The sequence below is a fragment of the Streptomyces sp. NPDC047515 genome (assembly GCF_040643055.1).
Classification (GTDB): Bacteria; Actinomycetota; Actinomycetes; order Streptomycetales; family Streptomycetaceae; genus Streptomyces.
The window spans coordinates 1-23,197 of the sequence record NZ_JBEYTM010000080.1; the positions used below are offsets into that span (position 1 = coordinate 1).

14 protein-coding genes and 2 pseudogenes are annotated in these 23,197 nt (G+C 67.9%); 3 read left to right on the plus strand and 13 right to left on the minus strand.

What is annotated here, in order from left to right; translation table 11 throughout:
• The first annotated feature begins 148 nt into the window (after nt 1-148).
• Nucleotides 149-1,656 (plus strand): annotated as a pseudogene (locus ABZ826_RS35565) (ISL3 family transposase).
• Between the two features lie 389 nt (nt 1,657-2,045).
• On the opposite strand, the gene ABZ826_RS35570 reads toward ABZ826_RS35565, so the two are convergent.
• The 7 genes and pseudogenes from ABZ826_RS35570 to ABZ826_RS35600 all read right to left on the minus strand — a co-directional run.
• A complete protein-coding gene (locus ABZ826_RS35570) occupies nt 2,046-5,699 on the minus strand; it encodes a hypothetical protein (RefSeq protein WP_361458090.1) in 3,654 nt (1,217 codons plus the stop codon).
• A 13-nt stretch (nt 5,700-5,712) separates the two neighbouring features.
• Complete coding sequence (locus ABZ826_RS35575) at nt 5,713-6,048, minus strand: hypothetical protein (protein WP_361458093.1); 336 nt, start codon at nt 6,046-6,048, stop codon at nt 5,713-5,715.
• Between the two features lie 498 nt (nt 6,049-6,546).
• The gene (locus ABZ826_RS35580; protein ID WP_361458096.1) at nt 6,547-9,444 is read right to left on the minus strand and encodes a TIR-like protein FxsC; all 2,898 of its coding nucleotides are present in this window, start codon (nt 9,442-9,444) and stop codon (nt 6,547-6,549) included.
• A complete protein-coding gene (locus tag ABZ826_RS35585) occupies nt 9,437-10,393 on the minus strand; it encodes an AAA family ATPase (protein WP_361458099.1) in 957 nt (318 codons plus the stop codon). The genes ABZ826_RS35580 and ABZ826_RS35585 overlap by 8 nt, the downstream gene beginning before the upstream one ends.
• A complete protein-coding gene (locus ABZ826_RS35590) occupies nt 10,390-12,399 on the minus strand; it encodes a hypothetical protein (RefSeq protein ID WP_361458102.1) in 2,010 nt (669 codons plus the stop codon). The genes ABZ826_RS35585 and ABZ826_RS35590 overlap by 4 nt, the downstream gene beginning before the upstream one ends.
• Before the next feature lie 50 nt (nt 12,400-12,449).
• Nucleotides 12,450-13,442: a hypothetical protein gene (locus tag ABZ826_RS35595; RefSeq protein ID WP_361458105.1), complete on the minus strand. Its 993-nt coding sequence runs from the start codon at nt 13,440-13,442 to the stop codon at nt 12,450-12,452.
• A gap of 123 nt (nt 13,443-13,565) precedes the next feature.
• Nucleotides 13,566-13,689: pseudogene (locus ABZ826_RS35600) on the minus strand (hydrolase); the annotation flags it as partial.
• Nucleotides 13,690-13,877: 188 nt separating this feature from the next.
• Between ABZ826_RS35600 and ABZ826_RS35605 the strand changes: the two are divergent.
• Nucleotides 13,878-14,174: a hypothetical protein gene (locus ABZ826_RS35605; protein WP_361458108.1), complete on the plus strand. Its 297-nt coding sequence runs from the start codon at nt 13,878-13,880 to the stop codon at nt 14,172-14,174.
• Here ABZ826_RS35605 and haaN read toward each other — a convergent pair.
• From haaN to ABZ826_RS35635, 6 genes are all read right to left on the minus strand, one after another.
• Nucleotides 14,147-14,620 carry a cyclophane-containing RiPP N-acetyltransferase HaaN gene (gene haaN / locus ABZ826_RS35610; protein ID WP_361458111.1) on the minus strand — a complete coding sequence of 158 codons (474 nt, stop codon included), beginning with the start codon at nt 14,618-14,620 and terminating at the stop codon, nt 14,147-14,149. The two genes, ABZ826_RS35605 and haaN, sit on opposite strands and share 28 nt — an antisense overlap.
• Before the next feature lie 88 nt (nt 14,621-14,708).
• On the minus strand, nt 14,709-15,848 hold the full coding sequence (locus tag ABZ826_RS35615) for an FxsB family cyclophane-forming radical SAM/SPASM peptide maturase (protein WP_361458114.1): 1,140 nt from the start codon (nt 15,846-15,848) through the stop codon (nt 14,709-14,711).
• 34 nt (nt 15,849-15,882) lie between these two features.
• The gene (gene haaA, locus ABZ826_RS35620; protein ID WP_361458117.1) at nt 15,883-16,083 is read right to left on the minus strand and encodes a HaaA family cyclophane-containing RiPP peptide; all 201 of its coding nucleotides are present in this window, start codon (nt 16,081-16,083) and stop codon (nt 15,883-15,885) included.
• Between the two features lie 140 nt (nt 16,084-16,223).
• Nucleotides 16,224-18,986: a cyclophane-containing RiPP biosynthesis TPR protein HaaT gene (gene haaT, locus ABZ826_RS35625; RefSeq protein ID WP_361458120.1), complete on the minus strand. Its 2,763-nt coding sequence runs from the start codon at nt 18,984-18,986 to the stop codon at nt 16,224-16,226.
• A gap of 689 nt (nt 18,987-19,675) precedes the next feature.
• Nucleotides 19,676-21,019, minus strand: a complete 1,344-nt coding sequence (locus tag ABZ826_RS35630; protein WP_361458123.1) for an endonuclease domain-containing protein — start codon at nt 21,017-21,019, stop codon at nt 19,676-19,678.
• Between the two features lie 641 nt (nt 21,020-21,660).
• Nucleotides 21,661-21,831, minus strand: coding sequence for a helix-turn-helix domain-containing protein (locus tag ABZ826_RS35635; RefSeq protein WP_319069705.1), 171 nt, complete (start codon nt 21,829-21,831; stop codon nt 21,661-21,663).
• Between the two features lie 481 nt (nt 21,832-22,312).
• Between ABZ826_RS35635 and ABZ826_RS35640 the strand changes: the two genes are divergently transcribed.
• Entirely contained in the window at nt 22,313-23,110 is a 798-nt protein-coding gene (locus ABZ826_RS35640; RefSeq protein WP_361458126.1) for a hypothetical protein, read from the plus strand.
• Nucleotides 23,111-23,197 lie beyond the last annotated feature (87 nt).

Here is a 23,197-nt window from a genome sequence, read left to right on the forward strand (position 1 = left end):
ACAGTCGGCAGAAGGTTGAAAGCCACACCCGACGTCCCTGGGAAGGCCAACCATACGAAGGGCTCGCCCGGTCCCACAGAAGAACGTAGGGAAGGGTGACGGTTGTCGTTGGCATGGTGTGCGCAATGTCAATGAGCTTGTGGCGGTGGTGTTTTCCGGGTTGTCGGCCCTGGTCAGCGAGGGGGTGACGGGCGAGGGTGAGGTCATCCGGGTGTCGGCGCGGACCCGGGACGATCCGGTGCCGTGCCCCGCGTGCGGGACGCGAACAGCGCGGGTGCACGGGTTTCATGGGCGGGTGCTCGCGGACGTGCCGGTGGACGGACGGCGGATCGTCGTCTCGGTGCGGGTCCGCCGCCTGGTGTGCCCGGTTCTCGACTGCCCGCGGCAGACGTTCCGCGAGCAGGTTCCCGGCGTCGTAGAGCGCTACCAGCGCCGCACCAACCGCCTGACCAACCAACTGAACTCCGTGGTCAGGGAGTTAGCGGGCCGGGCGGGCGCCCGCCTCTGCCGCGTTCTGGCCTGCGCGATCTCCCGCTCGACCGCCCTGCGCATGCTCATGCGCCAGGCGGTGATACCGATGCGCGTCCCGCGCGTGCTCGGCGTCGACGACTTCGCACTCAAACGCCGGCACCGCTACGCCACCGTGATCATCGACGCCGAGACCGGCGAGCGGATCGACGTCCTGCCCGACCGCACCGCCCAGACCCTGACCACGTGGCTGCGCGAGCACCCCGGGGCCCAGTACGTCTGCCGCGACGGCTCCGCCACCTACGCCGAAGCGATCCGCCAAGCCCTCCCCGAAGCGGTACAGGTCAGCGACAGGTGGCACCTCTGGTCCAACCTGTGCGGCAAGGTCCTGGCCGAAGTCCGCTCCCACGCCGCCTGCTGGGCCACCGCCGTGAACCCCATCCGACCCGGGGCGTACTCGAGCAGACCACCCGCGAGCGATGGCAGCGCGTCCACCATCTGCTCGGCCAGGGCGTCGGCCTCCTCGAATGCGCCCGCCGCCTCGATGTCGCCCTGAACACCGTCAAGCGGTACGCCCGCATGAAGGAGCCCACCGGCAACCGCCGCGCACCCCGCTACAAGCCCACACTCGTCGACCCCTACCGCGACCACCTGCGCCGGCGCCGAAGCGAAGACCCCGCTGTGCCCGTCACCCACCTCCTGCGCGAGATCAAGGAGCTGGGCTACACCGGCAGCGCCAACCTCCTGGTCCGATACCTCACCCAAGGCCGCGCCGAGGGTGACAAGCCGGTCACCACCCCGCAGCGCTTCGCCCGCCTCCTACTCACCCGCCCCGAGAACCTGCGCGACAAGGACACCGCACTACTGCGGGAACTCACCGCAGCCTGCCCCGAAATGACCGAACTCGCTTACCTCACCGGTGAGTTCGCCCAACTGCTGACCCCAACGGAGAGCAACGACGCCAAGCTCACCGACTGGATCACCACCGTTCGCGCCGCCGACCTGCCCCACCTCCACTCCTTCGCGAACGGCCTCGAACTCGACCGTGCCGCCGTCGACGCCGGCCTCACCCACCCCTACCACAACGGCCGCACCGAGGGCGTCAACACCCGAACCAAACGGATCATGAGACAGATGCACGGCCGAGCCGGGTTCCCCCTGCTCCGCCACCGCGTCCTCCTCCAGTGATCACTACACGGCGCTACCACCGATTACGGGCCAGAGCCCGGTCAACGGTGTTTCCCCTTCCAGCACGCGAAGCTCCATGACGGCCACTGTGCAGTTCCATAGGGACTGAGAGGTCCGGACGGGACTAAACCCGTCATTCGAGTGAACCTCCGGAGCGGGCCGGCCAGCACAGCTGTCGCATAGAGGCCGCCGGCCCTTTGGGAGAATGAAGCGTCAGTTGGCGACCTGGTCCGATGAAGTTGGGAGGGTGGGGCCCCGACGACCCAATGCAAAATTCCATTGCCGACGTTCGAACTCGTCGTGTCTCGCATGTTCTTCTGCATTCATGGCGGGAGCGTAGCCAGGGCTCAAGGGCACCGTGGGTGTCGGCCTTATTGCTCACTCGGCCCTCACCAATCGCGGCCGTCCGGAGGGAGCTCGTCTGTCACGTCCTGTATACGGTGCAGGGCAGAGTCCGCGAGGTCGCGGTAGAACTGTTCCTCGACGCTGCCCTTGGCGCATCCGTCGGCTAGCTCAGTGGCCTTCGCGTGTTCCTCGACATCCTCAGGGTAGGGCTGGCCGGGTGTCCCGGAGCGCATTCCGTTGTTGCTGGCGTTGTACAGAGCGACCCTCATTTTCTTCAGGCTGGCCTCTCCGTGGCGGTCTGCGGCACGCAGACAGCGGCGAACGAACTCGACGTCCCAGACGAGCGTCCGGTGGGCCTTGGACAGCATCGCCGCGACGACCTTGATCTTCACGGGGTCGCTGTCGTCGAGATACTCGTCGATCACGTCAGTGACCCGGGCATCGTAGGGCCCGGCTACAAGCTTGAAGAGGTGTGTCCCCAAGAAGCGCCGGCGGGCGGATGGATCGGCGGCGATCCAGTCACGGATCTGTCGCAGCAGGTCTGGGAAGTCGTCGTGATCGCGGAACGGCGGTGTCACATGCCAGCGGAAAGGCAGGGGGGAGTGCCCGCTCGTCTCTTGGTATGGCAAGGACTCCAGCCTGGCTTCGAGCAGTTCAATGACGGCAAGGGGTTCGGTGCGGGTGAGCTCTGCGAGGAACCGGCCGATCTCGTAGCCGTCGATGGACGGTGCTGCGGCCAGGGCGACGAGGAATGCCCTCTGCTGGTTCCTAGAGAGATCCGACCACGACAGCGCGCTAAACGGGGGACCTGCTATGGCCAGGGCGAACGCCTCGAAGTCCGCTGTCTCTGCGGCGGGCGATGCGGTGAGCAGTTCAACGGCCAGATCCTTGTGCTGCGCGGCGATGGCAGGCACGGCGCCGAGAGCGGCCCTACGCACGATGCTGTCCCCGTGGGCGGCGAGTTCCCGCAGTAGGTCCCCCTCGCCATCAAGCAGATCGCCGCGCCCGCGCTGGATGCCAAAGGCGTGCGCCACTTCCCGGGTGAGGGCGGTCTTCTCGTATTCCTTGAGCGTCCGGCCCCAGTGGACCGCGAGGTCGCCAGCAGCATGCCCCATCGCAGCGAGGGTGACCGACACCAGCGACGCCAGCGAACCCTCCGGCGCAGCCATGGCCTGCTCGCAGATGGCTTCGCCGACGGACGGGCGGTGGGTGACCAGCGTCCAGATGAATGGCCGGGCGCGTCCGCTATCCGTGCCGAAGACCCTGTCGTTCTCGCTGAGCAAAGCATCGACGTGCGCGGCGATCCCGTTGTCTGCCCAGTCAGCGAAAGCGGCCATCACGTCGCTGAACAGAGCGTCTTGTGCCGCACGCCAATCCGAGACGCCGGAGTACAAGGCCGGGTCGGCCGGGCCGCCGTGCAGCGCTCGGGACAGCTCGTTGTCCGGTGAGGTGGGAATCGCGCTCAACAGATCCTCAGCGGGGCGGCGAAGGCCGTCGGGGCCATATTGCGCAAGCCAGCGCAGCTCGGTGCGCACGGCGACCAGAACCGCCGGTGGCAGGGTGTGCTCGACGATGTAGCTATGCAGCCGATCGACGGTAATTGCGAGGTGCGGGATCCACATCTGGCGCATGGTGTCCGTCACCGTCAGGCCAAAATTGCCATGTGGCAGGCTGAGGGCGTTGCCGATCAGAGAACGAGCCTCCGAGGCTCGTTCGAGCTGCGGGTGTCCCAGCTCCTTGAATGCCAGGTCCAATGCCGCGCCACGCATGTCCAGGACTTCCGGGGTGGGGGGCAGCGCGTAGGGGCGGAAGGTAAGGGTCCAGGTGGTGGGTGTCCACACCTCGTCATGACCCTCTGTGGCCAACAGCGGGGCGAGCACGCTCAGTGGCTGGTGGACGGACGGAGTGGCAGGGGCGCGGCTCAGCCAGCGCTCGACCTGGCTGATGAGTATCTGCTGGTACTTGGTTGGTCCCCAGCGGGTGTATTCGGCCAGTTCCGCCAGAATCCGCAGGGGATGCGAGGGGTGTTGAGGCAGGCCGCGTTGGTCGTCGCGCCCTAGGTTCCAAAGAAGGGTGGCCGCCTGCGGCAGGAACTCCGGATGATGGGCGACGGCTTGGAGGACAGGGGCCACGGCGTGGCGTACTTCTGTGTCAGTCCACGTGCGGGTGAATCCGAGCCCGACGTCTGCCGTGACAGGGTCGCAGGGGTTGTCCACGGCCCACGTGGCTAGGTCGAGGGCGCGTCGTGGTTGGAAGAAGGCGATCTTCGCCACGATCTCCAGCAGGCTTACCCGCGCCTGTGCGTCCGCGGCGCGGAACGCTGCAGCGATCTGCTCCCACAGGGGCTCGATCAGTCCGCCGGTGCCGGTGCCCTGTTGCTGCTGTTGCCAGTCCACACGGCCGGTGTTCACCACTAGGTTGGCCAGCGCGCTGCCCTGGCCGGCTTCCATGGCTCTGGCGAGGTAGCCCGTGGGGAGGCCTGTGCCTGAGTGCCGCGCCGCTTTGACGAGCAGGGCATCGCCCAATAGGTCCGGAACCAAGCGCACCGCGGTGCCGTAGCTCAGCACCACCCCGGCCTCCTCAAGGGTCGCCAGATGCTGCGCGCAGAGGTCGAACGGCAAGCCGGTAAGGGCTTCCAATGACACGCGGACCTCCGGTTCCGCGAGGCGTACAGGCTGGAACGACGCGAGCGCGGAGAGCAGTTCCTGAGGTACCTGGCCGGATACCGGATCAGCGGTCAGAGCCTCGGCGAGCCGGTCCGTGAGTTCCAGATGCAGTTGCTCGTCGCCCTCGAATCTCCGCGGATTCAGGGCGCCGTTGTTGATCAGCGCCGCGCCGGTGACGATCAGCAGCGGGCAATCCCGTGCCGCTGCAGCGAGCCTCGGTGCGTGGAGCCGTACCGCTTCGTCCAGAATCTCGCTGGCCAGGGAGAGGGCGTCGTCGAACTCCAGGTCCCCAATCTCGACCTTAGTGGCCTCGCTCACGTGTAGGCCGGCCCTAGCCAGGGCGCGGCGGGCGTGGGTCATGCCGTAGGGCCGCAGGGCGAGCAGCACGTTGGCGGAAGCGTTGACGCTGCGGACCCCGGAGACGATCTTTTCCAGAGGGAGGGCGGCGTCGTGTGCGTCGTCCACGATCACTAGCAGCGTTCCTGTGCTCGGCAGTTGCCTGAACGCGCCTGGGCCGATGGCGGAGTCAAAGCCGAGCACCCTTACTTCGATGGCGGGCTCTGCGTCGCGCAGCGCTTCGCACAGGGACGTTAGGATCTTCGTCTTCCCGGCCCCGCCCCGGCCGACGAGGAGTGTGACGCGTCCTTGCTCGTTCCTGGCGAACGGTACAAGGCTGGCCACCGTCTGCGCGCGTCCGACGAGTTGCCAACGGTGCGTGTAGACGGAACCCTTGTTCACCTGACGGAGGTAGTCGTCGGGTTTCATCCAGGGATCGGTCTCCGTGGCCCCCTGTATCAGAGTGTCGATGTACATGTAACCGGTGTTGGCGATTCCGCCCCCGGCGGCAGTCGCTTGCCCGGTATGGGACAGGTGTACCGCGGCGTGAGGAGTGTGGGCGGCTTCCGGCGCCGGGCCGCGGTAGCCGGTCACGGCCGTGCCTTCGCTCGTGGCCTGGGCGTTGCCGGTGTCCGTCACGGATATCGATGGCTCGGGTTTCTCGTCCCGCGCTTTGCCTGATGATGGTTTCGCCATGGGTGCGCGGGTCCTAGTTCGAGTAGTCGATGCCAGAGACGGAGTTCTTGCCGCTGGCCTCTCCCGTACGCTCGGCTGTGGCCGCGCCATGCCCCCGGCCGCCCGGCCGTCTGATGCCGGTAACGCCGCCGCCAGTGGCTTTCCCGGTCCGGCTGGCCCTATCTGTGTGGCCAGCCGGGGACGGGTGCTGGAACAGGGCCCAAACCAGAGCCGCGATGGCGACGGCGGCCTGGATGGAGGCGCCGGCCAGCGCTCCCGCGTTGGGGCCGTCTAGCAGCCAGAGCAGCGGCGTGGAGACAATGCCCACCACCGCCAGCACGATGACTGTGATCTTCCACGCCTGCGTCATGCCGGTCCTCCCGCTGGGCCGCCAGAACGGAGACCCGCCCATTCGTACGATCTCGCCACGCCTTCGTCTGCCTTAAGGAACGCGCTCTGTGCCCATGTGGTTCCGGGGCTTCTCGCACGGCATGAGCATCGCCGACGGTGCACAGGGATGGGTGGCCTTCCTGGGCATGCCAAGCCGTACTTGCCCAACTTGCTTGCACTCGCGATAGGTGTGCTGACCTGGGTCAAAGAGGATGCGTACCTAGACAGCCAGCGCTGCAGTTTTGGTGGGACATGATCACACTGCCGGTCAGATCCAGAGGGACTGCTCATCTTCGCTGGGAACGGACACCTGCCCGGGGGACTTCCGAGGGACTTTTCGCTGCCTAACGCGACAAGGTTCGCCGTGCAGGGGTGGCCGCGCACCGATCACCTCGCGCCGCCGCCGAGGCATACCGGCGGTGGGGCGTCCTCGAAACGATCAGGGAGTGCCGCGGTCCATCACCCGGAACGTGTCGCTCTAACCCCCGCCCGCCGGTGGATCGACCGACGCATGCCTCAGGTACTGCTGAGCGACCACCTCAACCGCCTGCGGAAGGATCTGTCCGAACGCCTCCATGGTGGGTACACCCCTGGCCGCGGCGCGGACGGAAGTCCGTCCCGGTCGCACCTTGGTCGGCATCGTCTGTTCGAGCCTCTCCTTCAGTTCGACCTCGGCGGCTCTGCTCTGGCGATCCTCCCGGTTCCAGGGCACGACAATGGTCGACCAGGGCCGGTTCTCCGAGTCGAGAGCGGCGAGTCTGCGCCTCCGGCTCTCGTCCTGAAGAGCCCAGCGGTCGACGAGGAGAATCTCTGGGCTGCTGGGCGGCCACTCTTCTCCCGAACGTCCAGACTCTTCGTCGAACGAGGTGATAAAGACCTGGTAATCGAGGGACTGCGCCAGCTCTGCTGCGACCTGGGCCAGAGGTCGGACAGAGTGGGGGTAGTAGGGGTTCCAGTCCTTCGCGCTGTCGCCGTAGTACTCCGGGTTGCGTCCCTCGGGCAGATCGTGGCGGGTGGGCGCGACCACAGTGATCCGCAGCGGCCTGGGCCCGTCATCCTCGCTGCTCGCGGGTCCGAAGGCACTGGGAACGAGGCGGTAGTCGACCAGTCTGCCGGGGTCGAGCCGCACGGTATCGGCAACGCTGACTATGCGCTTCGCCAGTTCGTAGACGGCCCGCTCGTACTCCTGGGCGAAGAGCCGGAGCTTGATCAGCCCGTAAAGCCCGTCACTGCCGTAGCGGTCTCCTAAGTCGCCGTGGTTGAACTGCAACCGCTCGGCTGGTCCCGGAAGTTGGCTGGGGGGCACCGGTACCCAGAGCGCGGGGACGATCGCCTCCGCAGGCTGATTCGAACGCGCGCGATGATGGATGGCCCGCTGTTCGAAGGTGTACCACTCCTTGCCGCACATCTCGCTGGCGAAGTAGCGCGGCGAGAACAGCGGCACGAAGACCCGGCAGCCGGCCAGCGCATCGCCCAACCGCTCCGACCAGCCCTCGCCGGAACGTATCTCCCGGTCCATGAACCCGACGGGGGTGTCCGCGGGCAGGTCGACCATGGCCATCACGTGACCGCACAGATCTTGGAAAAGCCGTTCGACCCACATGTCTGGGTCCGTTCCACCGCCGTACCCAGGGGTATGTGCGTAGCTCAGGAAGAAGTACGGGGGCGCCGTGCGGTCGGTGCCCCCTCTGCGCGGGACCGGCGCAGTGGGGGCAAGGTCCCCCGGCTCCTCGGCCGCCGCAGGGCCGGGTTCGGGTACCGGTTCCACCGGGGATTCGGCACTGCCGGTCTCAGGCGTCGGTGCGGTGTCCGTGAGGTCGGCCGGGGCGGGCGATTCGGCCGGGAGGCCCAACGCCGGCAGGACACCGGCCGACACCTCGGCGAAGGGTTCGGGGTCCACCGGAACCCCGGCGGCCCCAGATCCGGACACGGCGGCCGGGAATCGTGTGGGCGAGGCGGAGTTGCTCTCCATGAACCGGTCCACGGCGCTGTGCAGACGCCGGGCGTCCCGGGCACCGAGCCTGGGCATGAGCTGCTCGCGCGCACCCTCTCTGAACCGCAGTACGGGATGGCCGCCCGCCTGAGCGGCCTCGGTGACGGTGACGAGACCGCCGACGACGAACTCGGCCAGGTCGGCGGGCGTTGCTTCCGGGACCAGGCTCTGCTGAACGGCCCGGAGCATGTCGACGCTCACCTGCGGGTACAGCGAGCACAGCACCGCCAGGCGGACCGCGGCCAGAGAGGCGCGGTGCAGGTAGGCATCCGTCAGGGACCGGCCGCTGCGCAGTTCATCCTCGTCCGGTTCCACCATGTGGTCGACGAGACCCGGCGCGGGCAGGAGAAGGGCTTCGCAGCCGGCGGGATCCGAGAGCATGAGGGTGCGTGCCCAGCTGCCGACGGCATGGGGGGACAGGGAGTTCACGGGTACCGGCAGCCAGTCGCGGTCGGTGGTACCGGGAAAAGCCTGGTTCATCAGAAGTGTCGTGGCGAACCGGAGCTGAGCATTGTTCACGCCGGGCGTCCCGGGCGAGACCACGCGGACGGCAGGAAGGCTCATGCCTGCCTGTCGCCAGATCTTCGACGGCAACGGGTTGAGAAGGACGGTGGGCATGGCGGCAGCCCACGTACGGAGCTGGTTCCACTGCGAGCCGTCGCGCCACGCGGCGTACGCCCAGTCGGAGAAGACGAGCATGAGCCGTCGCGGCTGGGCGGCTCTCCCGCCCGCCTCCACGACGCGCTGTCCCAGGGGGCCGTGCAGGGTCGGTGTGCTCTCCGGGGATCCGTCCGCGTAGAGCTCGCGGACCCGCAGGGTGCGGAACACACCGGTACGGGCCAGGAGACGCACCAGTTCGTCCGCCGTGCCGGCCCACACCGCCATGGTGGGTGACCGGTCGATCACCACGGTCGCGTCGAACCAGCGCTCCGGTTCGTCCGAGAACACCGGCGTGAGCTCACCGACGCGCACGTAGTCGGCCACCGTTGCCGGGATGTCGAGTCGCTGTCGGCGGCCCCGCGACCACGGTCGCTTCAGCGGCTTCAGTGCCCGCGCCAGCTCCCTGCCGCGCGGCAGCGTAGCGTTCCGGGGCAGCGAGATCTCGATCGCTCCCGGGCCGCGCGTACCGTCCTCCCAGGGTGTGTGCAGCAGTCTCCGCTGTGCGGCCTCGCCCGTCTCCGCCGGCTGCCCGGTGGTCGCCGCACGGGCGTGCGAGTCCACCTGCCGCCCGGTGTCATCGGCCTCCGTCCCGTCGCTCGGCGAGGGCCTGTCGTCCTGGGCCGCGAGCCAGAGGATCTCGGCGATCGACACCGCGTCGAGGTCTCTGTCCAGACCGAGCAGTGAGTCGACGACGGCGCCCAGCCCCCCGGCTCGGTCAGGCACCGGACAGGTTCTTCATCAGCAGTCCGATGAGTCCGCTGCGCTCCGATGCCTCCATCTTCGCCGGCCCGTCCAGCAGATGGAGCGTACTGAGCAGTTGATCGATCGCGACACGTTCACCGTCGCCCACCCGGCGCACGTAGTTGTCGACGAGATCGGCCAGCGGACCCGACTCGGGTACGTCGAGCTGCAGGTGCCTGCGCACGACTTCCCGGATGAGCTCCGGCGTAGGGCGGGGCATCGTGTAGCGCAGGCACCGCCGCAGGAACGGTGCGGGCAACTCCTGCTCCCCATTGCTCGTCATCACGATGAAGGGGAATTCGGTGCACTGCACGTGGCCGCCGTACACGGGATGCTTCGCATCCTCACCGGACATGCGCAGGTGGGCGAGCTCCTGCCCTTCACGGCGCAGTTCCTCGATGCGGAATTCGCCGCGCTCCAGGACGTCGAGCAGATCCCCGGGAAGATCGAGATCGGCTTTGTCGATCTCGTCGATGAGGAGCGCACGCGGCCGGTCCGACGGCAGCAACGCCGTGCCCAGGGGCCCCAGGGTCATGAATGCCGCGATGTCGTCGGTGCCGGTCTCCGGCTCACCGGCGCGCGTCCTCTCCTGCTGCAACCGGTGGGCGTGGATGCGCCCGAGAGCGTCGTAGTGGTACAGCGCGTCGCCCAGCGTGCTGCGCGAGGTCACATGCCAGCGCAGTACGGGTCCCAGCGCAAGCTCTGCCGCCACCTGTTCGATCACGGTGGATTTGCCCGTGCCCGGACTGCCCGTGATCAGCAGGGGCCGGCGCAGGGCGAGGGCGGCATTGACTGCGCCGACGAGTCCTTCCGGCGGCTGGAACAGCCCGGCGGACGACACGCGAGGAAAGGTCCTCCACGGCGGCGGGTCGGGCAGACGGGTCTCCTGCCTCTCCACGCCGTCGCCCCGGTAGTACGGATTCCACGTCATAAGGCTTCCTTGATCGTGTTCTGGACAGGGGGAACGGTGGTCCTCACGAGTCGGCAGAACCTCAGCCACTCGCGGTCGTCCCAGACCGCGCGGAGATCTGCGAAGTGACCGGCGTACTCGCCGCGCCATCGCCGCTGGTAGGCGTGGCCGAGCCCTTCCGGCATGGTCAGCCACTGCGGCTCCAGACAGCTGTGCCGGTCGGCGGGAAAGCCCTCCTCTCCCTGGGGCCACAGCAGCACCGGGGTGTAGGAGAGGAGGATCTCCATCAGCTGATCGTCGAGTCCGGTGTGATGCATCAGGCCGATGCCCCGCCGGTAGAGGCCGTCCCGCAACCTGCCCTGCAACGGCGGCCGGTCGGCCGTGTCGGAGACGTCCAGCCAGTCGACCGGCACTCCGGTGCAGGCGGCGATCTCCTCCCACCGGTCGTTCACCGCGCCCTGGATCCGTCTCAGAAGGGGATCGGGGGCGAGCCGACGGCTCCAGTGCAACACGACGTCGTACTGCACCCCGAAGCGCAGGCCCTCGCCGGCCTCCTCCGGACGCCACTCCAGCAGTACACCGCTCGGCACGGCGACATCGAGCCATCTCAGACGCCGCCCGAGCGCCTCCGCGTGGTCCTCCGCCCAGACGGCCGCCGCCTCGATCGCGGCCTCCGCACCTCCTCGGTCCACCGTGGGACAGCTGAAGTCGTGCCGTTCGAGCAGCTCCCCGTCCTGGAGCAGCCACGCGCTCACGGCTTCCGGCCATCCGCCGGTCAGCGAGGAGTCAAGGCTGACGGCAAGCCTCAGCTGCTGGTCCTCCCGGTCGTCGAGGACCTTGGTCACGGCGTCATTGAGTTCCTGCTGCGCGTCCACCGACCGTGCCCATGCGTGTAGTTCCGGGGATGCCAGGTCCTTGCCCGAGGCGAGGGCGAGGCGCACCACGAACTCGGCGACCGACGGTTTGCCGTTGTTTCGGGTCACCGGGTGGTCGAAGGCCAGCTGGTCCAGGATCGCGACGTCCGTGAAGTCGGGTACCGGAGAGGCCAGTGCCCGGTGCTCCGACGCCAGCAGGACTCGCAGGGCCTGGCGCAGACGGGCCGTCGTCAGCTCGCTGCCGAGCCAGTCACGGAGGAACCCGACGGTCCGTAGCGCGGTGAGCAGGGAGTGCACGGCATCCTTGGCCCGGTCGCGGGCCGGGGACGGCAGGAGTCCTTTGAGTGCCTCCAGGCTGTCCAGCCCGGACTGCACATCGTGCGGTAAGCACAGGGACGGTACGTCGGCGGCGAGGGCGCCGAACGCCTCGGCGAGCTCTTCGTGCGCCAGCTTTCCGAGGAGGCTGCCGGGGTCGGTGTCGTGGGCCCGCATGTTGCGGCTGACCCAGATGGGCTCCGTCGCGAAGGGATCGCCGTCGTGCTGGGAGACCGTCACATCCTGTCCGACGACGGAGCCGCGCAGCGCACGCTGGACGTCGTCCACCCCCAGCAGGGGGCCCGCTCCCGGCACGCCCTCCCGTACCAGGCCGGCGAACGCCCTGGAGAACGAGAGGTCGACCGCCGGCTGGCTGACCGACGAGGCCATGAGTACAGCGAGCCTGCTGCGCCCGTTCCCGGCACCCGCCGTGAGGTCCTGCCCCGGGGGTATCGCACCGGCCGCGTGGCAGGTGTCGATGATGCCGAGCACGCTGGGGATGTCGGGCTTGTTCGCGGCGGCCGCGAGGAGTTCGCCCACGTTGACCGCCCGTTCGGTCGCGTCCTCCGCGGAGTCGGCGCCCATCAGGTAGAGCGTGTTCGTATTCCCGGGCACGAATCCGTGCCCCAGCAGGGCGAGGACCAGTGACGCCCGCCGGTCCTCGGCGTACTGGATCGCCTCGCCGATCAGCGTCCGGATCCAGTTGCTCGTCAGCCGCTCGTCGACGATCAGGGAGCGGCCGCCGGGGAGACCCGGAGCACAGTCGCCCATGTCCGCGTGGGCCATCGCGGCGTGCAGCGCGGAGGCCGCCTCCCTGAGGCGGGTGAGGTGCTGCATCGATGCGCACTGAGGTGCTACGACGAGAAGGTGGCGACGGGGCCCCTCGCTCATGAGGCTGACCGGCGCGCTGCGGACAGGAGCGCTTCCGCGACGGGGCCGGCGACCGCGGCCTGGGCCAGGTACTTCCCGGCGGAGTGGACCCAGATCCCATCCGAGTCGATCCGGCTGCTGCGGGGAAGCACGCCGGACGCGTTGGGCAGCACGTCGCGTTCGAGCAGGGGCCGGACGGCGATGATGTCGTCCCTGTCCCAGAAGTTCAGCCATCGTTCGACGCGCTCGGGCGTGCGCGGCGGCTGCGGGAAGAGCCTGGGCCGGACGACCGTGCGCATCGAGAGCGGTGAGCCGAGGGTGACCAGCAGGGGGATGACCGTCCGCTGGTCGTGCAGTGCCTCCAGTGCGACGACGGTCCCCAAAGAGTGCGCGACCACGACCGCCGGGGCGTCCCCGAGCGCCTCGTGCACACGGTGCCGTATGCGACTGTCCAGGGTCAGCCCCGATGCGTCCTTCTCCCCGCGCGCCAGGTAGCGCGACACCTGGGCGAGGTCCCTGACCATCAGCTTGGGCGTCGCCCAGCGTGCGACACCGCCCCAAGGCTTGAGCGCCATGAGGGTGGTCGCCACGTTCAGCGCCCTGCGCAGCACCGACAGGCTTCCCTGGGCCTGGCCGGACGTGTCGGCTTCGGAGCGCGCGTGGGCCAGAATCCTCTCGCGGTGCTGCCAGGCACGGTCGTGGGGCGCCTTGCTCGCGGAGTGCTCGGACATGAGCGCGGCCACCAGCTCGACGAGAAGGTCTTCGAGGATCTCGCTCGCATCACCCTCGGCACGCGCCTCGCCGCCGCCCTGAGCCTCGGGAGGTGAGAAGAGGTCGGCGTAGTAGGCGAAGGAACAGCGCCCGGCATCCGCGGTGGTCAGCCGCTCGGCGAGCGCCGCGTGGCCGGCTGCGCGCATTCCGTCCGCCAAGGAACGTGTCCACGTGGCCAGTTCACCTTCGATGTCCCGAAGTCCGCCTATTCCGTGCACGAACACCAACCGCGGCACCATGCGCACCTCCCCCGTGCTTCGTTCGCCCCGAGGCTACCAATCGGCGGGTCGGCGAGTCAGCGGAAGCGAATGTCCGGGTCAGAACAGCCAGTTGCTGCATTCACGGGCCACTCGGCGGTGCAGTCAGCCGGTGAATACGATCGTGCGCTGCGCGGAGAAACGTCCTGTCGGGCAGCTTGGCCCGGATCTTGAGCGAGTAGCGCGTGCCGGGCGGGTCGGTGGCGGTGAGCCGGTAGGTCGCCCGGCCCGTGATCCGCCACAGCACCTCGGCGATCGCGACATCGGCGTCCAGGTGCGGAATGACGCGGTCCGTCCCGGGGGTGCTCGCCGCGCCGCACCGGGAAACGCTCGACCTGGTCACCATGCGGCTGAGTGCCGCCTTCATCCGCGACCGATCCTGCGTCCTGCGCGCTCTGGGCGCACAGTTGCGCGAGAGTGGCGAACTCGTCGTACTTCCAGGAGGTCGCCAAGAAGCATGCCGAGCATGTCCGCGGCGAACTTCGCGACATCGGGCGGCGCATGAAGCCACTCGTCGAGGCGGGGACCGCCCGTAACGAACTGCTGATCGCCGACAGCAACTTTGGAATTTACCCCGACGACCACGAGACCTGCCGGGTCAAAACCGTCGGGCGGGCGGCCACAGCCGAGCCCGATGATGCACTCACACCGATCGCAACGTTCCTCCTTCACTCTCGCGCTCGCCCTCACGCTGTCCCGGTGTCGACCCGGTAGACGATCTTCCCGTCGAACTCTGCGAATCCGAGCGACCGGTAGAAACCACGCGCGATCGGGTTGTCTCGGTCCGTCATCCACTCGACGCGGCTGCACCCGGAGCGGGCCGCGGCGATGGCGCGGAGCTCTTTCATGAGGCGGGCGCCGACGCCCTGGCGTCGGAGGGTGTCGCGGACGTAGAGCTCCTTGAGGAAAAGGGAGTGGGAGGAGCCTGCCGCCGGCCAGAGGAACGAGTAGGCGGCGAGGCCGACAATGTCGCCGCTCTCGTCCTCGACCAGGAGGGCGGAGGCCAGCGGCAGCGATCCGAACAAGGCTTCCTCGACCTGCGATCGGCGCTCCTCGATCGGCTGGACCTCGGTCGACCCGTAGAACCGCTCGATCTCCTCGATCAGCTCGGCGAGGGCCGGGGTGTCCGCCTTGTCGGCGGGGCGGATCGTCACAGTCATCGGTTTCTCCCGTAGTTCTTCGGCCGCATTACTCATGTACTCCAACTACTCCAACGCGTGATCCCGTCGTGGCGCTACGCCCCGTGAGCTACGGCGGAGATACCGATGCCGCACGCGGGTCCCAGCCGTGCTGTTGCAGGGAATCCTGTACGTGGCGGATGAGGTACTCCAGGTCGGCGCAGTAGACGGAGGGGTTCCGATAGCCCTGGGAGGTGCTGAACCTGTGCGGCAGGTAGCCCCCGCCACACACCTCCACCAGCGGACAGCTCTGGCACTTCTCGGCCAGCGCAGCTCTGCCGTACCGCCGGTGCAGGAGCTTCGGATGACGAAGGACGTCATCGAAGGACTGGCTGAAGACATCGCGCCCCAGCCAGGAGGCCCCCTCCTCGACGGAACGGAGGGTGTCCACGCCCTCGACCGTGCCATCGGACTCGATCACAATGCTCGATGGCGGAGCCAGGCCGAGGGTCTCCACCGAGCCGCGCACACCGGAGCTGAGCGCCACGATGTCCTCGAGCATGCGGACGCTGTGCTGATACTCCGGCCTGGCAAGCCAGGCGTCGTACACGCGGCTCATCCACTGTCCGTACTCGGGGACGGCGGGGTCGTTCCGGCGCGGCGGCTCGTCGTGTGTCCCGTGCGGGAGGCAGAAGTCGATCGTGGGCGGCCCGAAGGCCGCCAGGTAGTCGTGAACCTCAACCGGGTCGTTCGCCAGGTCCACGACCGCCAGCAGTCCTGCGAACAGATGTGGCCGACTCCGCAGCAGCTCAATGCCCCGCACAGCCGAGCCGGTGCTCGACCGTAAGGCGTGCGTCAGACGGTGCCGGTCGTTCGCGTCCGGCGGTCCGTCGAGGCTGACGCCCACGACCACCTCGTACTGATCGAAGAGGTCCAGCCACGGCTCCGTGAGGAGCGTGCCGTTGGTCTGGAGTTCGAAGTGGATTGCCGTCGCCGCCGGAACACCCTCCCGGACGGCGCTCAGGAGATCGGCCATGTGCCGGGGACCGGCGAGCAAAGGCTCACCACCATGGAGCACGACATGCACGGTCCGCAGGTTATGTGCCGTGACGTGTTCACCGATCCGACGGGCGGTCGCGCGCGCCACGTCCACGCTCATGCGGGCAGGCAGACGCCGCCACGCCTGGTCCCCGGAGTTGAAGACGTAGCAGTAGTCGCAGTCGATGTTGCAGCGGTTCGCGACCTTGAGGATGAATGTCCGAAAGGGCACGACATCTTCGTGCGGTGTCATCGAGCGCGAGCGCTCACAGCGTCCCGGGCAAGATGAGCGAAGCCGCGTGACCGCCATCGCAGAGGCGGTGCGACGCAGCCTGCTCAGCTGCCAGTCGCTGCTGTACGCGGGCGGCGACCCGTTCAAGGACCACGGCGGCCTGCGTCGTGTGCGCAACCTCCGGGCCAGCGGGTGCGGTGACGAGTGGCGCGGGGCTGGGTGTATGTGACGGCATTCAACGCTCCTCGTGAGGGACGTACCGGAGAGCCGGCACGGTGCGACGGCGGTTGAAGCGACAGGCCAACGGGAAACGTAGCAGGGCGATCACACACGGCTGCATACGGAATCTGGCCACATACCGGAGCCGGTCCCGGGTCAACCCGCCCGCGATACCAGCAGCCGCTCAACCTCGTCGGCCGCCGAGCCCGCACCCAACTGCCGGTACACGCTGATCGCTTCACGCAGAGTCTCCCCTGCCTGTGTGGAGCCATCGACCGTCCAATCACAGCGGCCGACCCCCTCCAGCGCCCGTGCTTCCTCAAGCGGGCAGTGAATGGCCCGGGCCAGACTCAGCGCCTGCTCGTATCGGCCGCGCGCGGCGGCCAGGTCCCCGGAGGTACGCAGCAGCGTCCCCCAGTGGTTCAGCACCTCCGCTTCACCGCACCGGTCACCCAGCTGGCGCAGAATCTCCAGGCTCCGCCGGAACGCTTGGACTGCGCCTTCGTCCTCGCCCAGGATCCCGCGCACCACACCCAGCTCGCCGAGCGAGGCAGCCTCGCCCCCGCGGCTGCCCAAATCCCGGTACGTCTCCAGGGCCTCCTCCAGCAACCGGCTCGCATCCGCCGCGTTGCCGGACATCCGGTCGAGCACACCGAGATGGCGGACGCTGTTCGCGCGCCCGAACCGCTCGCCGAGGTCGGTGTAGTACTGCAGCGCCTGGGTGTGGACTTCTCGCGCTGCGGCAAGGTCGCCGGTGACGCGCCGCAACACACCCAACTCATTGAGGGCATAGGCCTGATGGGTCCGGTCATCCAGGGCCCGATAGATATCGAACGCCTCGCGCTGCCGCTGGGCGGCCAGGTCGTACTCGCCCATGAGGCAGTGCACGATGCCCAGATCCCGCAGTGAGTTGGCCTCCCCGTACCGGTCGTCCAAGCCCTGGTAGATCGACAGGGCCTCGGACTGCGCCTCCACCGCCGCGGCGAATTTGCTCGTCTGCCGGCGGACCATGCCGAGATCGGCGAGCGCGTTGGCCTGGCCGAGCCGGTCTCCCAGCCGTCGATAGAGCGCCAGAGCCTCGGTCTGGGCATCGGCCGCGGCGTCGTTGTCCGCGGTCAGGTACCAGACGATACCCACCTGGTTCAGCGCGTCCGCCTTGCCGCGCCGGTTGCCGACGGCGTCGTAGAGTTCCACCGCCTGGTTCAGGGCGTCAACCGCCTCGGGGTACGCGGCCATGAAGCGCCGTACGACTCCGAGTTCGGCCAGCGCGCCGGCGAGCGCGCGCCGGTCGCCGGTATGCCGAGCGGCCTCGACGGCCGTGCGGTGAAGCCCGACGGCCTGGTCCCATGGCCCGGCTTGCCGCAGGAAGGGCGCCATGGCCGCGGCCAGACGGATCACGACGTCGTACAGGGCGAGGCTGTTCGCCCGCCGGATGCAGGTGAGGACATTGGGCCGCTCGTTCTCCAGCCACCCCAGGGCCGCCGTACGCGATTCCATGGGCGGGGACTCCACTTGCAGGACGTCGTCCGGCACTGGTGGCGCGACCGCGCCGCTGCGGACGATGTACCTGTTCGCCACGGCGAGAACGGCCAAGTAGTAACCGCACACACGCTGAACAGTCTCGACGTGCTCCATGTGCCCTCCCTCGTCAGCGAGACCGCGGGCGTAGTCGCGTAAGAGATCGTGGAGCCGGTACCTGCTCCCCGGGTGTTCGTCGATCAGGTGGTCGTCGTAGAGGGCATCGAGGCAGCGGCTGGCCTCGGCGACCGAAACCGACGCAAGCGCGGCACCGGCAAACGCGTCGATGTCAGCACCAGGGTAGAACCCGAGACACCGAAAGAACCTCTGCCACTCCACGGGCAGATCCGCATACGACAGCCCGAACGTCGCGGCGACCTCACGCTCACCGGCGCGCAGCTCCCCCAGCCGGTCACGGGCCTGCACCAACCGCTCCCGGAGGTCCTCGGCGCTCCAGGACGGATGGTGCCGCAGCCGCGCCGCCAGCAGGGACACCCCGAGCGGCAGATTGCCGGACAGCCCCACCAGCTCCTCAAGGACGGTCCGGTCGAGACTGTCCGCCGGCCGCCCGCTGAGCCGCATGAAAAGGTCGACCGCGTGCCCCGGCGGCAGCGCGTCCACGGCCAGAACCACCTCCTCGTTCGCCGCCAGCCGCTTACGACTGGTCACCAGGACGAGACAGCCGCCCCCACCGGGGAGCAGCGGTTCCAGCTGCCGATAGCTGGCCGCGTTGTCGAGGATGAGCAGCGCACGCTTGTCCGCGAGCCGGCTCCGCCACATGGCAGCCCGCGCCTCCGTGACCGCCCCCACGTCATCCCCGACAGGGATCTGCTGCGTCGGCACCCCGGTGGCCGCCAGCAGAGAGGCCAGCGCCTCGGTCGCCTGCACCGGGCTGCGACCCGTGGTGTGCCCGTTCAGATTCACGAAGAGCTGCCCGTCCGGAAACCTCTCCGACAGCAGATGCCCGGCGTGCACGGCGAACGTCGTCTTCCCCACGCCGGGCATCCCATCGATCACATGGACCGGCAACGCCTCACCACTCTCCTGCGAAGCGCCCACCAGCAGCGTCAGCCGCTCAAGCTCCGCGGTCCGGTCGACGAAGGTCGCGGCGTCCCGCGGCAACGACCGCAGCACCAACACCGCACCCGGCGGCCCCGACGAATCGTCCGGCCGGACGAGCGGCCCCGGCCCGTTCTCAGGTGCCCCGACGTCCGACAGCGCGGCAAGCAGCCCGGTCAGACCGACCAGCACCGCTCCCAGCATGACGAACGACAACCAAGGATGCCGCTGCATCCAGCCGAACCAAGAGGGCCAGCGAGACTGGTCGGACACGGCATTCGTGACGAGCCCCACCAGCATGGTCGTCACCGCGCCACCACCGGCGACGACACCGATGGTCATGCCCCGCCTCATTCTCATGAGCGCGCCTTCGCTCGGCACGCGAGCCACCCGTACCTCGGCGTACAACTGGGCTGCGTTGGCGACGGCCACTGCGTATGTCCTGCCACGAAGCCGGGGCGCGACCGTCCCGATGGCGGCTCACTCACACGACCGTCCGTACAATTGCCGCGGTAGCTCACGGCCTTCGCTTCACCGTCGCAGGACTGGAATAACACGCACAAATCCGACCTGGGCACGTAAGCTACCCCCGAGTTCGACGCCCCAACTCCCCCAGCGGACCAGCTTCCACGGACCTTGGTCAAGGTCGCCCCTGCGCCATCCAGCGCCTGCCGTCATCCTGTCGAGGCTGCGGCTCCAAGCATCCCTGCCTCTCGCACGCACTCATAGCTACGAAGTTTGGCCTGCGCACCCTGGTCCAGATGCCCTCTGATGAGCGAACCGGCAGAGTTCTGATTTTCCGGGAAGTGGCTGTCGGCGGTCTCTGAACCTGGACCCCTTTGGGGTCGGTGACTTTTGACCCCGTGTGTGCAGTTGTTCACCCGGTTGCCGCGCTCGGTGTGCGGCCGATGTCGCGGTCTTTGAGCCGGTAGGAGACTCTGCTGCGCATTTCGCTGGGGCGTGCGGGGTGACCGTGTCGGGGGCCAGCAGCTGCGAGGTAACGGTGGGGTGTCAGGTCTCCCGGTGCCCGCTCAAAACAGTTCCAGGTCCTCGCCGCTGGTGTCCGCGATGACTGGCCGGAACTGAGCAGGGAGGCCGTCCAGGCGGTCAGGACCGGCCGCGGCGGCCACGGCAGGGGCCGTCTCGGCCAACCAGGCACGAAACCGCTCGGCGGCTTCGCGGTAGGTGACTCGCGCCAGGACCCGGTGCTCGCCGGAGGGGCAGAAGTCGACGGCGACAGTGAGCAGGCAGGAACGGGGCGCGTTCTGACTGCCCGCCCAGGACACGCGCAGGACACCGCAGGGCTTGCGCCCGCGGGGGGCGCGGTGGGTCGGGCGCAGCGATCGGCAGGCTATGTGGGCGGTCCATGCGGCGAGGTGCGGCAGGGGCAGGGTGGTGCGTGCGCGGCAGCCGGGGCAGCGGTGCCAGTGGCGGAGCCAGTCGTCGGTGTCGGTGTGGAAGAGGCGTGTGTAGCGGTTCGCCACGCGGATGTCGTTGCTGTACAGGTGGTCGGGGCGTTCCTGTGTGTTGCAGGACTGGCAGACGGGGGCGCGGACGTAGCCGTGTTCGTGGCAGTGGTCGAGGACTGCGGCGGGCGCAGTGCGGCAGACGGCGCACGCCCACCCAGCCACCCTGCGGGAGGTACCGGGCTTCCTGCTGAGCACTGAGTACAGCTGGCCTTCCAGCTCTTTGTTGTACGGGCGCAGTGAGGCGGTGGGGCTCTCGGGGCTCGTCTTCTGCCGACCGCCGGCGTCTCGGGCCTGGCGGGGGTGGGAGGGTGGCTCGGTGACGGCTGCGCTTGTCTGGCGGGTCTGCGCGGCTTGCACCCACTGCGTTTCGGCGTGCTCGGCCGCGTCCAGCAGCCTGACCACAGCACGCGGCAGCCACCACGTGCGCTGCGTCCCGTCGCGGGTCTGCTCCACGAGTATCTGTCGCCAGTCGATCCCCGCCAGGGGGTACGGCCGGCCGACTTCACGTCGTGCTGCCCGCTCGGGGCCGCCCAGCTCCTGCAGTTCCCCCGTGATGCGCTGGCGCCAACGCAGCGGCGTTTCCTCGTTGCGCTCCTGCCTCGGCGCCCCACGAAACGGACCGATGCGGACCAGGTCCTGCCGATCCATCCCAACCGTGTTCAGTTCCGCGGCCGCCCGGCGCACCTCAACCTCCGGAACACTCCACTGGCCGTTGCTCGCCCTCACCGTCGCCACCATATGGCCGCCGAGCAGGACGTACCCCACCCGGGCACGGGCAGGAAAGCAGGTGAATGCCCCAGAAGCCGTCGGCACAGCACTGTCGGCCGTCAAATCGACCCACAGCGCGTCCGCGGCAACCAGGGTGATCAGGCCGTCCGTGCGACCGGGCATGACACGCTCTGACATACCGACAGGCTAACGGCCCGCAACGCGGTAACGGGTCCCAAGCGCCTCGGTCAGCCGGGCCGAGGCCGCAACTCCATATTCCTGAGAATCTGGTTCGTCAGCACCTCCCGTGCCCGTAGCCCCACCACCAGAACGTCAAGAACCGGGCAAGTCGCCCTCGCACATCAGCGGTCCCCGAGCCCAGACGAATTGAGCAACAGAGTCGTAGGAGTCTCCCTTCAACACCGGGTTCCGCTGCACGACTCAGCCGTATGACGTCTGCGGCCGAGCGACACGTCGGTTCGCTTGAAGATTGATGGCAATCAGCTGGGTGAGCCGATCCGTGCCTCGGTCAGGGCTCGCCGTGCGTGCAGGCCATTGCCGCCCTCGATAGCCGCACCGCCAACACGAGCACCTTGGCGCCAGGACTGCTCCTGGCCTCTCCCCCCAGGGACTTTTCAGGGACTTTCAGCGCAGTCCAAGGGACTCCTGAGGGACTTTTCGCTGCCTAACGCGGCAATGTCCTGAAAGCTCAGAAAGGTCCTCCGACGCAGGTCGGAGGCCCTTTCTGAGGCAAAGCCGCAGGTGGCGGCAGACGAGTCGGGCTGTACGCCGGGTTCTGTCGCCCTGCCGGCACAAATGCACCAGGCGTACTCGGCCAATCAGACCGTGCGATCCACCGCCTGAGCTTCCAGCCATGCCTCCACCTCCGGCCAGCGGTAGCGCAAATAGCGGCCGACCTTGTGGGCTCGCGGACCCTGGTGTCGGTGATTCCATATGTAGACCGTGTTCAGCGGTACGCCCAGGAAGTCGGCCAGTTCCTCAGCACTCATCAACGGACAACGGCCCCCCGCGCCACTGGCGGCTTCTACCGCACGGGCAGTGGTTCGACGCATGGGTACTCCAGAACGGCTCGGAACGGGCAGGAAAGAACCACCTGAACGGTAGTCCGCTGTGGTGGCGCACGGAACATTGACATGAAATTCCAGCCGGACCAAATAGAAGAACTTGCGGCAAAACTCCTACGACTCTTCCGAACTCTCGAAAGACACCAGCGAACCCTCGGCAAGGGGTCGTCGAACCCTCGCCGACGCCTCAGCGAGGTTTCGTCTGAGTGAGATCCCACCTACCACTCTGCTCCCTTTGTCGCGAAGACCCAAAGAATGCGTTTGACATTTTCAGCTTGTCTGGATCAACATCCCATTCACTCAGGGTGCGATGAACGGACACACGATCTCGTCGTCGATGACGACCCTGATACGAGAGAACCCACAAAGAAACTTCAAGGCCCGCTGAAAACTAGGAGTTGAGTCCATGCCGTACGACCGCTGGCACAAGTCACGCCCGAAATCCGGGGAGTCGACCTGTAGGGAGCACGGTAAGGTTCCGACGAGGGATCACGGGGCCGGGAAGCGGTGGCAGGCCCGCTGGCGTAACCGGGAAGATGTCCAGCAGACGGAGTTGTTCCGCACCGAGGCCGAAGCCCGCAGGCACGAGACCAAAATGCGGTCCGGAGTGGACGACGGGTCATACATCAACCCTCGCGCCGGAGAGGTCAGGGTCGGTGAACTCGCCCTTACGTGGCTCAAGGGGCACGAACACAAGAATCCGCGCACCTACCGACGCCACAGGGAGCGGGTTCACCTACACATCGTTCCTACCGCAGTTGGGAAGATGCGCGTAAAGGACGTGAACGCGTCGTCTTTGCTGGACTGGTTGCACGACCGTCGTCGGCTGCTCGAAAGTTCCACGCTGCGCCTGGTCTTCGACAATCTTCGGGCTGTCTTTGACTTGGCCGTGGACGACAGCCTGATACCCAAAAATCCATGCCTCGCCAAATCGGTGCAGGACGCCAAGCCGAAGCGAGGAGGTGGCGGCCGGGCAGAGCTGACCCTGACATGGGAGGACACCGAGAAGATCCGTGCCGAACTTCCCGACCGCTACAAGGCACTCGTCGACTGCGGTCGCGGCCTGGGCCTTCGTCAAGGAGAAATATTCGGCCTGTCACCAGAAGACATCGACTGGGCACATCCGGACGGCGCCATGGTGCACGTGCAACGGCAAGTAGTCCACGACGGCTCGTTCCTTGTATACGCCCTCCCTAAGCCTTGATCCGCCGAGGTGGTTCGAGAGTGATCTTCTGATCGGTTTCTGCGGCTGCTTTGGGCTGGTAGCTGGGTGTGGGCAGGTTGTTTCTGC

Coding starts and splice junctions, on each gene's coding strand:
- ABZ826_RS35570 (WP_361458090.1), bottom strand. CDS start 5,699: ATGGCGAAACCATCATCAGGCAAAGCGCGGGACGAGAAACCCGAGCCA.
- ABZ826_RS35575 (WP_361458093.1), bottom strand. CDS start 6,048: ATGACGCAGGCGTGGAAGATCACAGTCATCGTGCTGGCGGTGGTGGGC.
- ABZ826_RS35585 (WP_361458099.1), bottom strand. CDS start 10,393: ATGACGTGGAATCCGTACTACCGGGGCGACGGCGTGGAGAGGCAGGAG.
- ABZ826_RS35590 (WP_361458102.1), bottom strand. CDS start 12,399: ATGCAGCACCTCACCCGCCTCAGGGAGGCGGCCTCCGCGCTGCACGCC.
- ABZ826_RS35595 (WP_361458105.1), bottom strand. CDS start 13,442: ATGGTGCCGCGGTTGGTGTTCGTGCACGGAATAGGCGGACTTCGGGAC.
- haaN (WP_361458111.1), bottom strand. CDS start 14,620: ATGACTGTGACGATCCGCCCCGCCGACAAGGCGGACACCCCGGCCCTC.
- haaA (WP_361458117.1), bottom strand. CDS start 16,083: ATGCCGTCACATACACCCAGCCCCGCGCCACTCGTCACCGCACCCGCT.
- haaT (WP_361458120.1), bottom strand. CDS start 18,986: ATGACCATCGGTGTCGTCGCCGGTGGTGGCGCGGTGACGACCATGCTG.
- ABZ826_RS35630 (WP_361458123.1), bottom strand. CDS start 21,019: ATGTCAGAGCGTGTCATGCCCGGTCGCACGGACGGCCTGATCACCCTG.
- ABZ826_RS35635 (WP_319069705.1), bottom strand. CDS start 21,831: ATGAGTGCTGAGGAACTGGCCGACTTCCTGGGCGTACCGCTGAACACG.
- ABZ826_RS35640 (WP_361458126.1), top strand. CDS start 22,313: ATGCCGTACGACCGCTGGCACAAGTCACGCCCGAAATCCGGGGAGTCG.